Here is a 20,387-nt window from a genome sequence, read left to right as displayed (position 1 = left end):
CCGGTTGCCTAAGTCTTACAATTGGATATAGATATCGTACTGTTGGCCGTCGCGCTCAACAGTTAAATTTAATTCTTGCGGATCGCTCATCACTTGCATCAGTTGTACTGAAGAAGATGGGTCACTTAAATCGATCCCATTAAGCTGCACCGCAATATCACCAGGTTCTAGACCCACATCATTAAACAGCGCGGCATCACGACCCGGTGACACTCGGTAACCAACAATGCCTCCGTCTCTTTTGACGGGTGAAATGGTGATGTATTTGAAAACGCTTTGTGGATCTTTCGCAATTTCCTCTCGGATTTGCTCTAATTTTTCTCCAACGTCAGCTGCTCGTTGAGATTGGGCTCTGGCTATCTGCGGCGATTCAGATAGCTTCTTATATTCTATACCCTGCATCATTAAGGTCTCGTCTCGACCTTGGTTATCAATGATGACTCGATCCACTAATACGGCTTTTAGTGTCGCACGCGTACCTTCAATTTCTTCACCTAAACCATACGTTGCTTGCTTGCCACGGTTGGCAATGACAGCAAGGCTGGTATTCGCATCACTGCTTGCAACCGCGCCAACCAGTGTAAGGTTAAGGCGCGTCTTAGGAGCGTCTTTAACAACAGGTTGTTCTACAACTGCAGGCTTTTGTTCAGTGAATTTACCGAATAGGTTGGCATTCTGAAGGGCATTAAAATCTATCGCGTCGCCTTTATTGCTCGCAACAACGCTGCTCGTCGATGGACGCCATTGCGGCACTTCCGACGATTGAGGTATGGCTAACCATACAATTTTGCCAAGTATCCATCCGGTTATCGCAATAAACAGACAGGTGAGCAACAAGCTAAGTTTGGCTTGAATTGTATAATTATTGGACTTGATCTGAGCCAGTAGCGGTCTGCTTGATAATCCTGCACTTAGCTCTAAACGTTTCACTGAATGGATTCCTTTATTCTAACGTTCGTCATGTAAGCTATAACAATAGCTATCGACTTTAAATTGCTAAATTTGCAATAAAATTATTACTCAACAAAGAGCAGTGAACTATATCACAAGTTGTCTTTCATACCTTTTTCTTATGCAGTTTTTGCCAACTCCCTTGAAAAAAATACGCCTTGACTCCATCTGTAGGTGAATAATCCATCACTCATTGCCATATTCGGGCAGTGATTAGATAGCGTAGTGTTCTATGAGTTCCCTAAATGAAGCCGTTAGGCTAGATAAATGGCTATGGGCCGCAAGATTTTATAAAACCCGCTCTATCGCTCGTAACATGGTCGATGGTGGTAAAGTCCACTATAATGGCCAACGAAGCAAACCGAGTAAAATCGTTGAAGTGGGCGCCGAAGTAAGACTTCGTCAAGGCAACGAAGAAAAAACTGTGATCATCGAAAAAATTTCTGATCAACGCCGAGGCGCTCCCATCGCACAGACCTTGTATCGCGAAACTAATGAAAGTATAGCGAAACGTGAGGAACACGCGACTCAACGTAAGCTTAATGCCCACAACCCAAGTCCAGAACGCCGCCCAGATAAAAAGCAGCGCAGAGACATCATTAAGTTCAAACACCAATAAAAGCCGGAATTACCAACGAGGAAAGCACTCCATGGCAAATAATGTTTTAAACCGCTACCTATTCGAAGATCTTTCAGTACGTGGCGAGTTGGTACAATTGGATGAAGCGTACCAACGTGTTATCTCCAGCAAGGAATATCCGGCAGCAATAGAGAAACTGCTGGGTGAGCTACTCGTTTCAACCACTCTTTTAACTGCCACTCTTAAGTTCGAAGGCTCAATCACCATTCAGCTACAAGGCGACGGCCCTGTATCTCTTGCCGTTATCAACGGTGACCACAAGCAACGCGTTCGTGGCGTGGCTCGCTGGGAAGGCGATATTGCCGATGATGCAAGCCTCCACGATCTCATGGGCAAAGGTTACCTCGTTATCACTATCGAACCGAAAAACGGTGAGCGTTACCAAGGTGTCGTTGGATTAGAAGGTGATACTCTAGCCGACGTACTAGAAGGCTACTTCGCAAACTCAGAGCAGCTAAAAACGCGCCTATGGATCCGCACGGGCGAGCACGAAGGTAAAGCCCACGCAGCAGGCATGTTGATTCAAGTAATCCCTGATGGCACTGGTTCACCAGATGATTTCGAGCATCTAGAGCAACTGACTGACACGGTAAAAGATGAAGAGCTATTTGGTTTAGAAGCTAACGAATTACTATACCGCCTATATAACCAAGACAAAGTGCGCCTTTACGAACCGCAACCTGTCGAATTCCATTGTGGCTGTTCTCGTGATCGTAGTGGTGCCGCTATCATCACCGTTGAGAAAGCTGAAATTTATGACATTTTGGCTGAAGTAGGATCCGTTTCTTTACATTGTGATTACTGTGGCACGACCTATACGTTCGACGAAGCGGAAGTCACCGAGCTGTATGCACAAGCTTCTGCGGACAAGAAAACCCTGCATTAATTTACATAGCTTATCAAGCACGTAATTTACCCTACAAAATGCCAGCTTAATGCTGGCATTTTTGTGATCAACCCCTCGTAATACCTCGCTTCAAGCGTAATAAAACAACTGCTTAATTTTAAACAATTAATAATGATTTTGCCCTAGCGCAAAGGATTGCGTGCACGATAAACTATTCCCACCAATATGTGACGGGTTACCTAAAACCTTATTGAAATCATGGATAAATTTTGAGCTATCTCCCTGTTTTCTCCCCGCCCCGTTGCTAGCATGGTGAGCAGATTAAAATTAAAACATTCTTACAAAATCCCTACAAAAATCCTTATAAGGAGCACCTATGACCGTTATGGAACATACTAAGGCTGCAACACTTGATCTAACCAAGCACGGACTGCATAACGTTAAAGAGGTTATTCGCAACCCTAGCTACGAAATGTTGTTTGAGGAAGAAACGCGTGAAGACCTAACTGGTTATGAGCGTGGCGTGGTTACTGAACTAGGTGCGGTTGCCGTTGACACTGGCATCTTTACTGGTCGCTCACCAAAAGATAAATACATCGTCAAAGACGCTACGACAGAAGAGCATATGTGGTGGACGTCTGATCAAGTAAAAAATGACAACAAACCAATCACTCCAGAAGTGTGGGACGAGCTGAAAGAACTGGTCACAAACCAGCTTTCTAACAAGCGCTTGTTTGTTGTTGACGGTTACTGTGGTGCAAACCCAGATACGCGTTTGAGCATTCGTGTTATCACGGAAGTCGCATGGCAAGCGCACTTCGTTAAAAACATGTTTATCCGCCCAACAGAAGAAGAATTGACAACATTTGAACCAGACTTCGTGGTAATGAATGGCGCAAAATGCACTAACCCAAAATGGGAAGAGCAAGGTCTGAACTCAGAAAACTTCACCGTATTTAACCTAACCGAGCGCATGCAACTTATCGGTGGTACTTGGTACGGCGGTGAGATGAAGAAAGGCATGTTCGCAATGATGAACTACTTCCTTCCATTAAAAGACATCGCATCAATGCACTGTAGCGCTAACATGGGCAAAGACGGCGACGTAGCGGTATTCTTTGGTCTCTCTGGTACCGGTAAAACCACACTATCGACTGATCCTAAACGTGCGCTAATTGGTGATGATGAGCACGGTTGGGATGATGACGGCGTCTTCAACTTCGAAGGTGGTTGTTACGCGAAAACCATCAAGCTATCGAAAGAAGCGGAGCCAGACATCTACAACGCAATTCGCCGTGATGCACTGCTAGAAAACGTAACGGTACGTAGCGATGGTTCTATCGACTTTGATGATGGTTCGAAAACAGAAAACACACGTGTTTCTTACCCTATCTACCATATCGACAACATCGTTAAGCCAGTATCAAAAGGCGGTCACGCGAATAAAGTGATCTTCCTATCGGCGGACGCATTTGGTGTGCTACCTCCAGTGTCTAAACTGACACCTGAGCAAACGAAGTACCACTTCCTATCTGGCTTTACTGCAAAACTGGCAGGAACAGAGCGTGGTATTACTGAGCCAACGCCAACCTTCTCTGCATGTTTTGGCGCAGCGTTCCTAACGCTTCACCCAACTAAATACGCAGAAGTACTGGTTAAACGTATGGAAGCAGCAGGCGCTGAGGCTTACCTAGTGAATACAGGTTGGAACGGCACTGGCAAACGTATCTCGATTCAAGATACGCGCGGAATTATTGATGCGATTCTTGATGGTTCGATTGAAGATGCACCAACTAAGCACATTCCTATCTTCAATCTTGAGGTACCGACTTCACTACCAGGTGTGGATCCAAGCATTCTAGACCCTCGTGACACGTACGTTGATCCACTTCAGTGGGAAAGCAAAGCGAAAGACTTGGCTGAACGCTTTATCAATAACTTTGATAAATACACGGACAATGCGGAAGGTAAATCTCTGGTTGCCGCTGGCCCTCAGATTGATTAAATCGAGTAACAACGACGTCGCGTAAACCACAGTGATAAGTGGGCAGCCACTTATCACTTTTACGTAGACCAAGTTACAAAAAACCGCTTCAAGCCCCTCTTTTGAGGGGCTTTTTATTGAATACCGCAGAATATTGATACAAGCTAAAGCCTATCTAGTTTTATTTAATAGCAAACGTAGGTTCTAGCAGGGATGAAAACAGCGCGTCGAGTTCTAATTCTGTTACTGGTTATCTTAGTTGCCATTCCGGCCACTATGATTGCGCTGTTAACAACATCTTACGCCGATGCAACTTGGCGTCTACTATCAAACAGCCTCTCCCTGCCCTTTCAAGCAGAAAGCGTGCGTTACGATTTTCCCTACCACCTAACTTTACAGGGTGTGAACACAAACGTAGACGACGGCTCTTACATCGAGCAAGTCGATTTATGGATGAATCCCGATGTTTATCGCGATGGTAAATGGATCGTTGATAGCTTATTGATTGATGGACTTAATTTGCAGTATGGCGCGCCAAAGCTCCCGCCTTTAGATAACGTTTTATTCCATCAAATCGCGCTCAAAAATATTGATTACGCCGACGAGCAGTTTTCTGGTAATGGCATTGACCTTCAAATTCAATCACCACAATGGAATGGCCAGTTAATACCATATGGCGAGGTTCAACTTGCAGCCGACCAGATCTATTGGAATGGCGAAGCCTTTAATCAGGTCTTGGTCGACATGGACTACAAACCGCAAGACAGTACGCTCTATGGCACTTCATTTAACTGGCGTAACAGTCAAATTTCAGGGCAAGGCGAGCAGTATCCACAAGGCTGGTCTTTAGTGAATGTGACCATCAATAAGTTGCAACTCAATCATATCCAACTCCAATCACTGCTTGCTAAACCTTGGCAAGCAATACCATTCAAGATTAATCACATAAATAGCTTAGACTTACTGAACGCCGATATTGAATGGGGCGATTGGCACTGGCAAAACTTAGAGCTCTCCGTAGAAAACGCCACACTGCCACTGTCTCCCTGGGAGACAACGGCTCAAGTTTCATTGCAGGCGGATAGCGTCCAATTCCAACAGCAAACCGCAATAGAGCCGCGTTTAAGTGCTGTTATAGAGCCTGGAAAAATCCAGCTCAACGAGCTCAGCTTAGATTGGCAGCAAGGTCGTGTGCAGGTCTCTGGGGTGTTCACTCCAACGCAATGGCAACTCGAAGAAGCCTCCATTCAAGGCCTCAAGTGGGCAATACAACCTGAAGATAACCAAAACTGGTGGCACGCCGCCATCAGTAAGTTAGATCATGTCACAGTCCAACGACTCGACATCGAGCGCAGCCAAATCATTCAGCTATCTCACAAACCTTATTGGCAGTTCTCCGGTTTAAACATCGAAGGGCAACAGCTTGATCTTAAACAGGTCAATCAACGTTGGGGCCTTTGGCATGGCGATCTGGAAGTCAGCGTTGTCAACGCCAGTTATAACCAAGTGCTCACGTCTCATGCTGCACTTGCCATGCAAAGTGAGAATGGCTTTTGGCAACTGACACGCCTTTTTGCACCACTCGAGCAAGGCTACGTTGAAGGCGTCGGACAGATAGACCTAAGTACTCCGAGTCAGCCTTGGGCACTCAACCTCAATGCCGATGGCATTCCCTTATCACTCTTCCACGATTATTTACCCGACACACTGGCTATTGATGGTCTTTCCGATCTCAGCCTCGATCTACAAGGGTTATCAGGTGATCGCAACATGCTGGCCTACAGCTTATCGGGTGAAGTGGAAGCCAACCTACGAGATACCCGTTTAAAGTCCCAAGCGAATCATTCGCTCAAAGCCATTACCTTAAGTCCGCTGCGTTTAACCGCACAACGAGGGGAAGTCGCCATAGAACCAGTCACCATTTCAGGGAAAGCTATGAGTGGTAGGGTTTGGGGCGAGTTTGATATGGCCAACAACCCGCTAAGTGGCATTGTTTATCAATGGAAAGAGTCGTGCGGGAGCGTTGAAGGCGATCTACTCAGTGGCGAAATCCATCATAATGAGTGTTTAAAAGCACCAGCTCCAAAAGAACCGGCTGATGTTGAAAGTACTCCACAAACAAGTGAATCAGCCATGGAGCTGCCAACTACGATTGATAACATCAAGGTGGAGATTCAAGAGGAAGAATTTTCCGAAGAAATTGTCGAAGAAGACGAAGCATCTGTCACTGATCCCACCGCAGAGGAACAAATCCTCCCACCGACAGAGCAAGAAAGCGAAAAGAATAAGCGCCCTACAGATCAGTAAGGCGCCCTCTCATTAACAACTGAGTAATTGCGAATAGTTCGGTATCAGCATATAGGTACCAACAAAATCTACGGCTGGCGTGTCGCCACTATAAATCACCACGTGAATGACGATGCGTGCTTTGCGCCCTGACTCCAATCGATCTAGGTCACCACTGATCCCATCCAACGAAGTACTCGCCACGGGGTTTTGTTCGACTGGTTGACGATAACGAATCGAGCTGTCGGCCAATACAATATCACCATGCAAACCGCGCTCTTTAAGCAGCAGCCACGTCATACCCCACCCCGTCAAGGTGGCTAAAGTAAAAGCCGATCCCGCAAACATGGTGTTATGCGGATTAAGGTTTGGATTAAGTTGCGCGCAGCATTCAAACTGGTAACCCGTGTACTGGTTGATTTTTATCCCCATTTTGTCGCTAATTGGGATCTGTTGCTCCCAGCGCTGCTGAAGTTCAGTGCACCATTCTGGGCGACGCAACACATTCGCCATCGGATCCAATGGTTTCACCATTTGTTGGTGACGCACAGGACCGCGCTCGTCGGTCAGTTCACCACGACGCTCAAAGCCATTTTTCTCGTAAAAGGCGATGGCATCTTCACGGGCATTACACACCAAGCGCTTCGCCCCTTCTTGGCGTGCTAACGACTCTAGCGCGACCAGAACCAGCGAGCCCATACCTTTACTGCGGCGATTATTTTTAACCGCCATATAGCGGATTTGGCCATCATTATCCGGCGTAATGTATAAACGACCGATCGCCATAGGACGACCTCGGCCATCAACAATCATACGGTGATGGCTCATTTCATCGTATTCATCGCGTTCAGAGCCAATTGGCATACGCCATGGCTCACGAAGCAGTTGCCAGCGAAACTGATAATACTTGTTTATCTGATTATCGGTTTTGGGAGTAATGAGTTTGAACATATCAATCCTTTGAAAGCACAACACTAATAAATGTCGGGAAAATCACTCCAAGCCAATTCCATGAGCTTGGAGTTAAAGCTTAGACCATGGCGCTTGTGTTACCAGACTAGACCTGCAACCAAAACGTCACCGGACCGTCATTCACTAAGGACACTTTCATATCGGCAGCGAAGCGGCCACGCTGTGTGGGTAAAACTTGTTCACACAAATCAGAAAAGTAATCATACAAGCGCTCAGCATCAGCAGGATGCGCACCGCGAGAAAAGCCAGCACGAGTGCCTTTTTTTGTATCCGCAGGTAACGTAAATTGAGAAACCACCAGCACTTTGCCTTCTACCTGTTTGACGTTCAGGTTCATCTTACCTTCATCATCTTCGAACACGCGGTAGGTCGTAACACGCTCCATCAAGCGTTTTGCTTTGGCCTCATCGTCGTCTTTCTCTACTCCTAATAAGACCAGCAGACCACGTTCAATTTCCCCTACGACTTCACCATCTACACGGACGGCAGCTTCACTGACTCGTTGAATTAGCGCTATCACTACTCTCGCTTCCTTCATCTGTTAACTGAGATTCAGCGGTCGAGTGTATCATGTCTAAATCTTCACTCCAGTGCTCTCGCTCACCAAGCGCAGCTGTGACTTCCGCACCCAATAACACGATCATCCAGCATAAATACACCCAAACAAACAAGATAGGAATCGCGGCTAACGCGCCGTAAATGAGCTGATAAGATGGGAACTGCGTGATGTAGAGTGCAAAGCCCTTTTTACTTAATTCGAACAGTATCGCAGCGACTGCTGCCCCCATCGCGCCATGAGCCAGGTGCACTTTTTTATTCGGCACCAGAATATATAAGCCAAGGAAAGCGAAAAAAGACAACAACAGCGGTAACCAACGTAAAAACAGATTGAACGCACCAGATAATGTCTCGTTCTCTAAAATTTGCAGTGAGGTCACGTACGATGTAGCCGCGATACTCGCACCGACCATGATCGGCCCTAACGTGAGTACCATCCAATACATAGAGAATGAAAAGACTAAACGGCGCTTATCTTTAACTCGCCAAATGTAGTTTAAGTTCTTATCAATGTTCGAAATCAGCATGACTGCAGCAATGAATAAAAACCCACCGCCAACCGCGCTCATTTTGCCCGTATTCGCCACAAATTCCTGCAATGCCGTATGTACAGCTTCCCCAGATGCCGGAACAAAATTCTCAATAATGTAGCCTTGCAACACCTCACCGACGTTCGCAAAAACGGGAAATTTCGACAATATTGATAACAATACCGTCAGCATTGGCACAATGGATAACAAGGTAATGTAGGCAAGATAGCCCGCGTTCACATTGACGCGATCATGCGTTAATCGCTTAAGAAGATACTTAAAAAACGCGACGCAACTTGGCAGTAGATTGATTAATCTTGCCTTGTAACTCTCTGATAACTGGTTCATAGTTCATCCCATAATTAGCGTCGAGGACATAAGAATGCCTTATTTATTAGCAATTGTACTATCAATTTTCACTTTAACAGGGTGTCAATCTGCTTATTACTCAGCGATGGAGCAAGTTGGGTACCATAAACGAGATATTATGGTCGACCGCGTTGAAGATGCCAAAGAATCTCAACAAGATGCACAAGAAGAATTCACCAGTGCGCTCGAAGCCTTATCTGCGATCACTAATTTTGATGGTGGTGAGCTAGAAAGTGTCTACAACAAAATCAATGACAAGTACGAAGACAGCGAAAAAGCGGCGCAAGACGTTCGTGACCGCATTGCTGCGATTGAAGACGTTTCCGGCGCACTGTTCGATGAATGGCAAGACGAACTAGAGCTGTACTCGAGCGCGAAATTGCGCCGTTCAAGCGAGCAAAAGCTACGTGAAACCAAAGCCTCGTACAAAACCATGCTTAGCGCAATGAAGCGTGCAGAGAAAAAGATGACGCCGGTACTAAATACACTGCGCGACAACACGTTGTACTTGAAACACAACCTTAACGCGAGTGCGATTGGCTCTCTACAAGGTGAATTTTCTAGTCTAGAGAAAGACATTCAGTTTGCCATCAAACAGATGAACGAAGCGATTGCAGAGTCTGATAAATTCCTACAAAAGCTCAATCAAAAGTAAATGATTCAAACCTCCTCCTAGCGAGGAGGTTTTAGTCTGTGACCTCACCAACTAAACCGATGACTCTTCGAACAAAGCCTACTCGTTCTAGCACACTGCCCCATGGCACTTCTACCACTTCGTAACCCAACTCAGCATAGATATCCACTAAGGATTGATGAATCTCCAATGCTTCTTCAAAGCTGTGTGGACGCACTTCATCTTGCACGTAAATGGATGCTTCAGGTCGACAAGTAAACACCTGACTATGGTACCCAGCACTTTCGGTTAAGAAAGCTTGGTCAACCTTACAACCGCCCACTTGTAAGTAAGCAATGATGTCTGGGATGGCGCGATCAACAAACGCAACGTCATGACAACGCGCATCACTCTTTTGCTTGCTCATCAAGTCGAGACACAATTGAGCAAACTCAGGCAGGTTCGTCCACGGCAAGATACCGTCGTCTAACTGGTTTTGCTGTTCAATTAGCGTACGAGAGCTCTCTACAAACGTCGCATACCCTTGCCGCTCTAATGCATTCAGTAGGGTGGTTTTCCCCGCACCAGGGCCACCAGTAATCACGATTGGCTTCATGCTGATATTTTCATTCTCTAGATACAAAAAACCCTGAGCATAACTCAGGGCTTCTTCTTAATTGAATCGCTTAACGAAAGTTATTTCGCGCCACGAGAAGCACGTTTACGATCGCTTTCCGTTAGGAATTTCTTACGGATACGGATGCTTTCAGGTGTTACTTCTACTAGCTCGTCGTCATCGATGAACTCAAGCGCTTGCTCTAGCGTCATGATGATTGGCGGAGTTAGAACCTGTGCGTCATCTGTACCAGATGCACGAACGTTGGTTAGCTGCTTACCTTTCAGTGCGTTTACTGTTAGGTCGTTGTCGCGGCTGTGAATACCGATAACCATGCCTTCGTAAACTTCCACACCGTGACCGATAAATAGACGACCACGTTCTTGAAGGTTGAACAGTGCGTTAGTTAGCGCTTTACCCGCAGCGTTAGCAATCAGAACACCGTTGATACGCTGACCGATGTTACCGCCTTTGTGTGGGCCGTAGTGGTCAAACGTATGGTATAGAAGACCAGAACCAGAAGTCAGTGTCATGAATTCCGTTTGGAAGCCGATCAGACCACGAGATGGCATGATGAAGTCCATACGTACACGGCCTTTACCGTCTGGAGCCATATCTTTCAGCTCACCTTTACGTAGGCCGATATTCTCCATGATACCGCCTTGGTGCTCTTCCATTACGTCGATAGTTACCGTTTCAAACGGTTCCATTAGCTGACCATCTTCTTCTTTGATGATTACTTCTGGACGAGATACGGCAAGCTCGAAGCCTTCACGACGCATGTTTTCGATCAGGATAGACAGGTGAAGCTCACCACGGCCTGATACGCGGAATTTGTCTGGATCGTCTGTTTGCTCAACGCGCAGTGCAACGTTGTGTACCAGTTCCTTCTCTAGACGCTCAAGGATGTTACGTGAAGTGACGAACTTACCTTCTTTACCAGCGAATGGAGACGTGTTTACTTGGAACGTCATGGTTACTGTTGGTTCATCAACAGACAGTGCTGGTAGAGCTTCTACTGCGTTTTGTGCACAGATAGTGTCAGAGATTTTAAGCTCGCCAAGACCAGTGATTGCAATGATATCACCCGCGTTAGCTTGCTCAACTTCGTGACGCTCTAGGCCTAGGTAGCCCATTACTGTGCCCACTTTACCGTTGCGAGTTTTGCCGTCTGCACCAACAACCGTTACTTGCTGGTTTGGCTTAACGCTACCACGAGTTACACGGCCAACGCCGATAACGCCAACGTAAGAGCTGTAATCCAACTGAGAGATTTGCATCTGTAGTGGACCATCTAGGTCAACTTCTGGCGCAGCTACTTCGCCAACGATAGTTTCGAATAGCGGTTCCATGTTCTCTCCAGTTTCGCCTTCTTCTAGAGAAGCCCAACCGTTAAGAGCAGAAGCGTAAACCACTTTAAAGTCTAACTGTTCGTCAGAAGCACCTAGGTTGTCGAATAGGTCGAACACTTGGTCCATAACCCAATCAGGACGTGCGCCAGGGCGGTCAATCTTGTTGATAACAACGATTGGTTTTAGACCATGAGCAAACGCTTTTTGTGTTACGAAACGCGTTTGAGGCATTGGACCATCAACCGCGTCAACGATAAGTAGTACAGAGTCTACCATCGACATGATACGTTCAACTTCGCCACCGAAGTCCGCGTGTCCCGGGGTATCTACGATGTTGATACGGTAATCGTTCCAGTCGATTGCTGTGTTTTTAGCAAGAATGGTAATACCGCGCTCTTTCTCGATGTCGTTCGAGTCCATGACTCGCTCTTCAGCTTCACCGCGAGACTCAAGCGTGCCTGATTGTTGTAGCAGCTTGTCAACCAACGTGGTTTTACCGTGGTCAACGTGCGCGATGATCGCGATATTTCTTAATTTATCAATCTGTGGAGTAGCCATGGATATTGATTCACTTAGATAGATGAAATGCCCCCACGCTGAGAACGGGTGCTCTCTGGCGACATTTGCTGATTAAAAAAACGGCCATAATGTACCAGATTTTAGCAAAAAGCCTAGAAATATGTGATCTACTCCCGAGCATTTCTGCGATTTTTACGCTTAATGCCCATTTTCTTCCTCAGAACGAATTGATTAAACGCAACTTTATTCCAATCGATGCATAATTCAAATTGACTCTTGCTCAAAAACTGGGCTGAATAAGCAATGCGCCTGTCACATTATGGTGCAATAATTATTTTCCGCACCACAATAGTGCAAGTAAAGATCATTTTGGTGCAATCATCTGCACCAAGCTAGCGCCAAAAAACACAATTGCTTGAAATTAATGGAATATTTTTTTTGGCACGGTTTTGGCTTTAGTTAAAACAGCATCGATTAATGAAAAGTCAAATTGATTAATCAATGCCAGGTTTCATGAATAATTCATAAATCGAGCTTTTACCGCTTATTAACACTGGAGGTTATCCAAGATGTCAGTAGAAAACGTTCTATCGCTGATCCAAGAAAACGAAGTTAAGTTTGTTGACCTACGCTTCACTGATACAAAAGGTAAAGAGCAGCACATTTCGATCCCTGCTCACCAAATCGACGCAGACTTCTTCGAAGAAGGTAAAATGTTCGATGGTTCATCAGTTGCTGGCTGGAAAGGTATCAACGAATCAGACATGGTAATGATGCCTGACGCATCTTCTGCTGTGCTTGACCCATTCACGGAAGACGCAACACTAAATATCCGTTGTGACATCTTAGAGCCAGCAACAATGCAAGGCTACGACCGTGACCCACGTTCTATCGCAAAACGCGCTGAAGACTTCATGCGCTCTACTGGCGTTGCAGATACTGTACTTATCGGTCCTGAGCCAGAATTCTTCCTATTTGACGACGTGAAATTCGCGACTGACATGTCAGGCTCTTTCTTCAAGATCGATGACGTAGAAGCAGCATGGAACACAGGTTCTGATTACGAAGAAGGTAACAAAGGTCACCGTCCAGGCGTTAAAGGTGGTTACTTCCCTGTAGCTCCAGTGGATTCATCTCAAGATATCCGTTCTGCTATGTGTCTAGTAATGGAAGAGATGGGTCTTGTTGTTGAAGCACACCACCACGAAGTGGCAACAGCGGGTCAAAACGAAATCGCAACTCGTTTCAACACGCTAACAACCAAAGCTGACGAAATCCAAATCTACAAGTACGTTGTACACAACGTTGCTCACGCGTTTGGTAAAACAGCGACGTTCATGCCTAAACCACTTGTTGGTGACAACGGTAGCGGTATGCACGTTCACCAATCTCTAGCGAAAGATGGTGTAAACCTATTTGCTGGTGACAAGTACGGCGGTCTATCTGAAATGGCGCTTTACTACATTGGCGGTATCATCAAACACGCTCGTGCAATCAACGCATTTGCTAACCCATCAACAAACTCGTACAAACGTCTTGTACCAGGCTTCGAAGCGCCAGTTATGCTTGCTTACTCTGCACGTAACCGCTCTGCTTCTATCCGTATCCCTGTGGTACCAAGCCCGAAAGCACGTCGTATCGAAGTTCGTTTCGGTGACCCAGCGGCTAACCCATACCTATGCTTTGCATCAATGCTAATGGCTGGTCTTGACGGTATTAAGAACAAGATCCACCCAGGCGAAGCAATGGATAAAGACCTTTACGATCTACCAGCAGAAGAAGCAGCAGAAATCCCAACGGTTGCATACTCACTGAAAGACGCACTAGCAGAGCTAGATGCTGATCGTGAATTCCTAACAGCGGGTGGTGTATTCTCTGACGACTTCATCGACTCTTACATCGAGCTGAAATCTCAGGATGTAGAGCGCGTGAACATGACAACTCACCCAGTTGAGTTCGAACTTTACTACTCTGTATAAGGTCGACACTGTGTAAAATGTAAACACAGCAACAAAATATTAGGCTCGCCTCGCAGGCGGGCCTTTTTTGTATTCGTCAGTCAAGATTCGACGTTTAACATGAGGGGATAATAAAAATACGCTTGGACTTTTTACCTTGTAGGTCAAAGAGCTAAGCCATTGAAACGTGAAATCATCGATCAAAAGAAGGTGAGCAATGAAAGTTCAGCTTATTCCATCGCTATGTGCTCTCAGCGGATTGTTAATCGCCTCCATCGCATCAGCGCAGGTTGCTTATACATGGGTAGATAAAAATGGCGTGGTTCATTTTAGTGATACGCCAAACCAAGGTGCAAAAGCCATCGCGCTGCCAAACCTTGAAGCCAGCGCACCCGCTCCTAAGGTAGAAAGCACGGAATCACTCGCCCCTCAGACCAAGCCATCGAAAGAGCCACAAGACAAGCCGGAAAAGAAAACCGATAAACCTCTCCCATTAAAGCTCTCGATGCTGACTCCTCAACATAACGAAACCATCCGCAGCAACCGAGGCATCATCAATATTCAACTGGAAACCAATCGCAAGCTTGGTATCGGCGAACAGTTGCAACTGCTGCTCGACGGAAAACCTTATGGTGCGCCACAAAGCCATATGATGTGGCAGTTAAACAATATTGACCGAGGCACCCACACACTGGCCGTGCACGCGAAAAGAAGCGGCAAGCTTATTGCATCTACTAGCCCTATAACGGTGCATTTACATAGAGCAAGTGTTAAGCCGACCGTAAAAGGGGCAAAATAGAATATCTGGTGAAAAAAATAGCATCACTGCGGTGCTTTTCACTTTTTCTTCTGAGATTTATTCGCCATACTTAACGTTCAATTGCACCATTATTGTGCAACGCACAATCTTAAAGCAAAACAAGGACGTAATGTGGATACCAGTCTTCCTAGTGCCATTCTTAACAACATGGTGACAGCAACACTGATTCTTGATGATGGATTGGCTATCCGTTATGCCAATCCGGCTGCCGAGTTGCTGTTTTCTCAAAGCGCGAAACGTATTGTTGAACAATCGCTTTCTCAATTGATTCAACATGCGTCGCTGGATCTCGCGCTGCTCACTCAACCATTGCAAAGTGGCCAAAGCATCACCGACAGTGACGTCACTTTCGTTGTTGATGGCCGCCCCTTAATGCTAGAGGTGACAGTTAGCCCAATCACTTGGCAAAAACAACTGATGTTACTCGTCGAGATGCGCAAAATTGATCAACAGCGCCGACTCTCTCAAGAACTGAACCAGCACGCCCAGCAACAAGCGGCGAAACTGTTAGTCCGAGGGCTTGCACATGAGATCAAAAACCCGCTAGGTGGATTACGTGGTGCAGCGCAATTGCTAGAAAAAATGCTGCCAGATCCCTCTCTCACCGAGTATACGCACATCATTATTGAGCAAGCCGACCGTTTAAGAGCGCTCGTTGATCGATTACTCGGGCCACAAAAGCCAGGTAAGAAGACACAAGAAAACTTGCATCAAATTCTGGAAAAGGTCCGCCAGTTGGTTGAACTAGAATCGCAACGTTCAATCGTGATTGAACGTGATTACGACCCGAGCTTGCCAGAAATTTTGATGGATGCGGACCAAATCGAACAGGCGATGCTTAATATCGTCAGTAATGCGGCGCAAATTCTTAGCCATCAAGAACACGGTAAAATCACCATTCGCACCAGAACGGTGCATCAAGCTAATATTCACGGCAAACGCTGTAAACTCGCTGCGCGTGTCGAAATCACAGACAACGGCCCAGGTATTCCACCGGAACTACAAGACACGCTGTTCTATCCCATGGTCAGTGGCCGCGAGGGAGGAACTGGATTAGGGCTGTCTATTTCACAAAATTTGATCGACCAGCACAATGGAAAAATAGACGTAGAAAGCTGGCCTGGTCACACAACATTTACTATTTATTTGCCGATCTGATTGCGCTAATGGACTTCAAGTCGCATCAATTTTTCGGTTTGCTGCAAGGATTACTACATGAGTAAAGGATATGTTTGGGTCGTTGATGACGACAGTTCCATTCGCTGGGTGATGGAGAAAACGCTCTCCTCTGCCAACATAAAATGCGAAACCTATGCCGATGGGGAAAGCGTTTTGATGGCGCTCGAACGCGAAGTACCAGATGTGCTGGTATCGGACATTCGCATGCCGGGCATTGATGGATTAGAGCTGCTAAAACAAGTACAGCGCGATTACCCAGACCTTCCCGTGATTATCATGACCGCCCACTCGGATTTGGATGCGGCAGTGAATGCGTACCAAAAAGGCGCCTTTGAATACTTACCAAAACCTTTTGATATCGATGAAACCTTAACTCTGGTTGAACGAGCGATTGCACACAGTCACGAAAATAAACGTGAGCAACTCTCTCCAGAAGACATTCCTGCGGAAACGCCAGAAATCATCGGTGAAGCGCCAGCCATGCAAGAAGTATTTCGAGCCATTGGTCGTCTTTCTCGCTCCTCAATTTCAGTATTGATTAACGGTGAATCGGGCACGGGTAAAGAGCTCGTTGCTCATGCGTTGCACCGCCATAGTCCTCGCGCCAACAAACCTTTTATTGCACTCAATATGGCGGCGATTCCCAAAGATCTGATTGAGTCAGAGTTGTTTGGTCATGAAAAAGGGGCATTTACCGGGGCGAACAATGTTCGTCAGGGTCGATTCGAACAAGCCAATGGCGGCACCCTATTTTTAGACGAAATCGGTGACATGCCGTTAGATATTCAAACCCGTTTGCTGCGTGTTCTGGCCGACGGACAGTTTTATCGAGTGGGCGGTCACTCCCCAATCAGCGTCGACGTAAGGATTGTCGCGGCAACACACCAGAATTTAGAAAAGCTGGTGCATGAAGGCGATTTCCGTGAAGACTTATTCCATCGCTTGAACGTGATTCGAGTGCAGATTCCGGCATTGCGTGAACGTAAGCAGGACATCGAAAAACTTACGCAGCATTTTCTTATCCGAGCGGCTGATGAGCTGGGGGTCGAAACCAAAACTCTGCATCCGTCGACCGTTGAAATTCTTAACCGCCTTGATTGGCCGGGCAACGTGCGTCAATTAGAGAATATTTGCCGTTGGTTAACCGTCATGGCCAGTGGTAGCGAGGTATTGCCAAACGACTTACCAAGCGAACTGCTCGAAGAGAAAAAATCCATTTCGGACTCTGAACATGGCAGCTGGCAAGAACAATTGGCGGATTGGGCACGTCAATCACTCGCGGCAGGAGATAAAGAACTGCTTTCTTATGCTTTACCAGAATTTGAGCGCATTTTATTAGAGGCAGCTTTGGAGCACACTAAAGGTCACAAGCAAGATGCCGCTAAAGTATTAGGCTGGGGGCGAAACACGCTTACCAGAAAATTAAAAGAATTGTACTGACAATCACTTACGTGGTGCGTTAACAACGAGAGTCGTTTGTCACTCGATATTAACAAAAATATCAGTACAATTGTGGCGCACCACCATCTATGTGATTAGGCAATGTCTACTGCTACGACTCAAATTACACTGCGTACCGCTGTTCTCATTCCATTTGTCATGATCTTCTTACTGGCGATCGGTGTCATTGTCTACGTCCAAAAACAAAGCTACGAAGAAGTGGTCACAGATATCAGCGACAAACAACTTTCCGTGTTAACCGAAAGTGTCCACGACCACCTTAATAGCTATCTGCGCAAGCCGTTTACTGCGGTTATGGCTCTCGCGCATAACGTCAGCTATCACAACCTTTATCACCCTCACGACACCTCAGATATTCAAAGCTACCTGCTGAGTGCATTCAAAAACCTTTACCAATCGATACCGCAGTTGGATGTCATCGCATTTGGTTCAGAAAGCGGTGACTTTGCCGGGTTCCGCCGCGAGCTCTCCGATGATTACACCTTAATGGTTCAAGATCGATATACCGATGGTGATCTGATTATTTATGGCACCAACCATGTGAGTAATAGCATTCGAACAGTTATCTCTCCATACGATCCTCGCACTCGCCCATGGTATACGCCCGTCGCTGAGACTCAAACCTCGATGTGGTCTGAGATTTATACGAATGCCGATGAACGCCAGGATATTACGCTGTCAGCCATGACACCGGTGTATAAACACGACCAATTTGCTGGCGTTTTGGTGACAGACATTCGTATCAATACATTCAACGAATTTCTGCGCGAGTTAAAATACAACACCAAAGCTTCGGTCTACATCATGGACCCAGATCATCGTTTAATCGCTCACTCAGGCCCGGGAAGCGTTATCTCATGGGGCACAAAGTTTTCTGATAAAGGGCAGCGTTTGTTTGCGGCTGAAAACGCAGATCCGATCATCAAAATCAGTGCGAGCCGCGTTCGGTCGTTTGATCTCAACAATACTAAGCAACCTTACACCTTTTCATTTGAGCATGACGGCCAACGTATTTTCAGCCGACTAACCCCATACCGAGATCAAAACGGTTTAACATGGTTTATTGGCACCTCTATATCTGAATCCGAGTTGCTGGGTACATTGCCGAAAAGCCAACAAAAGAGTTGGCTGGTCGGGTTTATCGTCAGCTTATTTGGTATCGCCATCAGTTGGATCATTTTCAACCGAGTCACCAGACCGATTAACGCGACGGCCGACGCCGCCCAACACCTTGCGAATGGCGATTGGGACAGCAGTATGCCAAAACCTGGTTATGTGTATGAGACAACGGTACTTGTGCATGCCTTTAATGAGATGACGAGTAACCTCAGAGCCTCATTTAAAGCGTTGCGTGAGCAGTTGGTTTATGACTCTCTGACACGCTTATACAGTCGTCAGGGCTTGGTCGAAATCTGTGAGAACCAATCTCACCTGTGCCACGGCAGTTTATTTTTACTTGGTATCAACAAATTTAGAGATATCAACGACAGTGTGGGTCATCATAACGGTGATCAACTGTTGGTCAGCATCGCAGAAAGGCTAAAACAAGAGTTTAGTGATAACGCGTTACTGGCTCGGATTGGCGGTGATGAGTTCGCAGTGTTTCTCTCAAACGCCGATACGGAAGCCAAAGTTAAACAAACCGAGCGTCGATTACAGCAACTCTTTTCCACCCCATTTATGGTGGAAGGTGAGAATGTAGTGATGAAGATTTCACTTGGCATTGTGCAAACCCAACCAAATGAAACCATGCCGCTGTGGCTTCGCAACGCCAGCATCGCATTAAGCTACGCCAAGCAAGACTCACTGACCGGTGTCTGTCATTACAGCCCTGAACTGGCAAGCGCTTCAAAGTTCCGCACCCAAATGCTGACTAAGATTCAAACTGGCATCGAAAACCAAGAATTTGTCCCTCATTATCAACCTATTGTGGATCTCGCTAGTGGTAATGTGTGTGGCGCAGAAGCGCTGGCGCGCTGGCACAGTGACTTAGGAATGGTGTCACCACTAGATTTTATTCCAATCGCAGAAGAAAGCGGCATGATCAAAGCCATTGGCCAACAAATTCTGTTACAAGCTTGCCGCGATACATACCAAGCCATTCAAAGTAATCAGTGGCCATCAGACTTCCAACTGCATGTGAACATCTCCGTTAATCAACTGTCCTGCCCTGATTTTGTCGATACAGTGACCAACGTGTTGGATATCACAAAATTACCCACCAGTAACCTAACACTGGAGATCACCGAGTCGCGCATTATTGATAGCGCACCAACCACACTGGAAAATATGACCAAACTGCGTGATATGGGGATTGGTATCGCGATCGATGATTTCGGTACCGGTTACTCATCACTGGGTTATCTTCATTCACTGCCATTTACTTGTTTGAAGATTGATCGCACCTTCATCAATCAACTCACGCAAGAAAACTTAGACAGTTCGGTCGTTGCTGCGGTCATCAATATCACCGCTGGCCTCAAAACCAATGTCGTCGCAGAAGGCGTAGAGGATAGCAATCAAGCACAATTACTGCGCTCTTTAGGCTGCAACCAAGTGCAAGGCTTCTATTACAGCCGTCCAATGCCACTAGAAGAGTGGCCAACACATTTGGTTAACATGAAGTAGAAAAGAGCGAGAATCGTTGATTTCCTAGTCATCCTCTACTGACAATCTACCTAACTGTTATTTATACTTAACTGCAAATCTTACCCATGTATTGTCACAGATGA

At 46.2% G+C, this 20,387-nt stretch carries 16 protein-coding genes; 10 read left to right on the top strand and 6 right to left on the bottom strand.

The window, feature by feature from the left end:
- Positions 1–15: 15 nt before the first annotated feature.
- Entirely contained in the window at positions 16–930 is a 915-nt protein-coding gene (gspC, locus tag ACHFJ9_RS08710; protein WP_395356517.1) for a type II secretion system protein GspC, read from the bottom strand.
- A 253-nt stretch (positions 931–1,183) separates the two neighbouring features.
- Here gspC and hslR point away from each other — a divergent pair, with 253 nt between their 5' ends.
- The 4 genes from hslR to ACHFJ9_RS08690 all read left to right on the top strand — a co-directional run bounded on the left by hslR (position 1,184) and on the right by ACHFJ9_RS08690 (position 6,729).
- Positions 1,184–1,570, top strand: coding sequence for a ribosome-associated heat shock protein Hsp15 (gene hslR, locus ACHFJ9_RS08705; protein WP_031780440.1), 387 nt, complete (start codon positions 1,184–1,186; stop codon positions 1,568–1,570).
- 31 nt (positions 1,571–1,601) lie between these two features.
- Complete coding sequence (gene hslO / locus ACHFJ9_RS08700) at positions 1,602–2,477, top strand: Hsp33 family molecular chaperone HslO (RefSeq protein WP_046874147.1); 876 nt, start codon at positions 1,602–1,604, stop codon at positions 2,475–2,477.
- 337 nt (positions 2,478–2,814) lie between these two features.
- Entirely contained in the window at positions 2,815–4,443 is a 1,629-nt protein-coding gene (gene pckA, locus ACHFJ9_RS08695) for a phosphoenolpyruvate carboxykinase (ATP) (RefSeq protein WP_047009389.1), read from the top strand.
- A gap of 192 nt (positions 4,444–4,635) precedes the next feature.
- Positions 4,636–6,729 carry an AsmA family protein gene (locus ACHFJ9_RS08690; RefSeq protein WP_395356514.1) on the top strand — a complete coding sequence of 698 codons (2,094 nt, stop codon included), beginning with the start codon at positions 4,636–4,638 and terminating at the stop codon, positions 6,727–6,729.
- A 12-nt stretch (positions 6,730–6,741) separates the two neighbouring features.
- Here the strand turns inward: ACHFJ9_RS08690 and ACHFJ9_RS08685 are convergent, their stop codons facing one another.
- The 3 genes from ACHFJ9_RS08685 to ACHFJ9_RS08675 all read right to left on the bottom strand — a co-directional run bounded on the left by ACHFJ9_RS08685 (position 6,742) and on the right by ACHFJ9_RS08675 (position 9,116).
- Positions 6,742–7,659, bottom strand: coding sequence for a bifunctional GNAT family N-acetyltransferase/hotdog fold thioesterase (locus ACHFJ9_RS08685; RefSeq protein WP_005395003.1), 918 nt, complete (start codon positions 7,657–7,659; stop codon positions 6,742–6,744).
- Positions 7,660–7,765: 106 nt separating this feature from the next.
- Positions 7,766–8,200, bottom strand: a complete 435-nt coding sequence (dtd, locus tag ACHFJ9_RS08680) for a D-aminoacyl-tRNA deacylase (RefSeq protein WP_005395005.1) — start codon at positions 8,198–8,200, stop codon at positions 7,766–7,768.
- Positions 8,172–9,116, bottom strand: coding sequence for a virulence factor BrkB family protein (locus tag ACHFJ9_RS08675; RefSeq protein WP_005379281.1), 945 nt, complete (start codon positions 9,114–9,116; stop codon positions 8,172–8,174). The genes dtd and ACHFJ9_RS08675 overlap by 29 nt, the downstream gene beginning before the upstream one ends.
- Before the next feature lie 34 nt (positions 9,117–9,150).
- On the opposite strand from ACHFJ9_RS08675, the gene ACHFJ9_RS08670 reads away from it, so the two are divergent.
- Entirely contained in the window at positions 9,151–9,792 is a 642-nt protein-coding gene (locus ACHFJ9_RS08670; protein WP_031780441.1) for a DUF2959 domain-containing protein, read from the top strand.
- A 31-nt stretch (positions 9,793–9,823) separates the two neighbouring features.
- On the opposite strand, the gene ACHFJ9_RS08665 is transcribed toward ACHFJ9_RS08670, so the two are convergent.
- Positions 9,824–10,366 carry an AAA family ATPase gene (locus ACHFJ9_RS08665; protein WP_256951312.1) on the bottom strand — a complete coding sequence of 181 codons (543 nt, stop codon included), beginning with the start codon at positions 10,364–10,366 and terminating at the stop codon, positions 9,824–9,826.
- 80 nt (positions 10,367–10,446) lie between these two features.
- Entirely contained in the window at positions 10,447–12,276 is a 1,830-nt protein-coding gene (typA, locus tag ACHFJ9_RS08660; RefSeq protein WP_046874152.1) for a translational GTPase TypA, read from the bottom strand.
- Positions 12,277–12,806: 530 nt separating this feature from the next.
- Between typA and glnA the strand changes: the two genes are divergently transcribed.
- The 5 genes from glnA (at position 12,807) to ACHFJ9_RS08635 (ending at position 20,283) form a co-directional block, all read left to right on the top strand.
- Positions 12,807–14,216, top strand: a complete 1,410-nt coding sequence (gene glnA / locus ACHFJ9_RS08655; protein ID WP_005395023.1) for a glutamate--ammonia ligase — start codon at positions 12,807–12,809, stop codon at positions 14,214–14,216.
- Positions 14,217–14,412: 196 nt separating this feature from the next.
- Positions 14,413–14,994: a DUF4124 domain-containing protein gene (locus ACHFJ9_RS08650; RefSeq protein ID WP_047009386.1), complete on the top strand. Its 582-nt coding sequence runs from the start codon at positions 14,413–14,415 to the stop codon at positions 14,992–14,994.
- Between the two features lie 168 nt (positions 14,995–15,162).
- Positions 15,163–16,173, top strand: coding sequence for a nitrogen regulation protein NR(II) (glnL, locus tag ACHFJ9_RS08645; protein ID WP_230198188.1), 1,011 nt, complete (start codon positions 15,163–15,165; stop codon positions 16,171–16,173).
- Between the two features lie 57 nt (positions 16,174–16,230).
- Positions 16,231–17,634, top strand: coding sequence for a nitrogen regulation protein NR(I) (gene glnG / locus ACHFJ9_RS08640; RefSeq protein WP_005395036.1), 1,404 nt, complete (start codon positions 16,231–16,233; stop codon positions 17,632–17,634).
- Between the two features lie 102 nt (positions 17,635–17,736).
- Positions 17,737–20,283: an EAL domain-containing protein gene (locus ACHFJ9_RS08635; protein ID WP_395356508.1), complete on the top strand. Its 2,547-nt coding sequence runs from the start codon at positions 17,737–17,739 to the stop codon at positions 20,281–20,283.
- Positions 20,284–20,387 lie beyond the last annotated feature (104 nt).

It is taken from the genome of Vibrio sp. D3, assembly GCF_043995865.1.
GTDB lineage: Bacteria > Pseudomonadota > Gammaproteobacteria > Enterobacterales > Vibrionaceae > Vibrio > Vibrio diabolicus.
The sequence above is the reverse complement of the archived record's forward strand: the minus strand, read 5'-3'. Positions and strand labels throughout refer to the sequence as shown.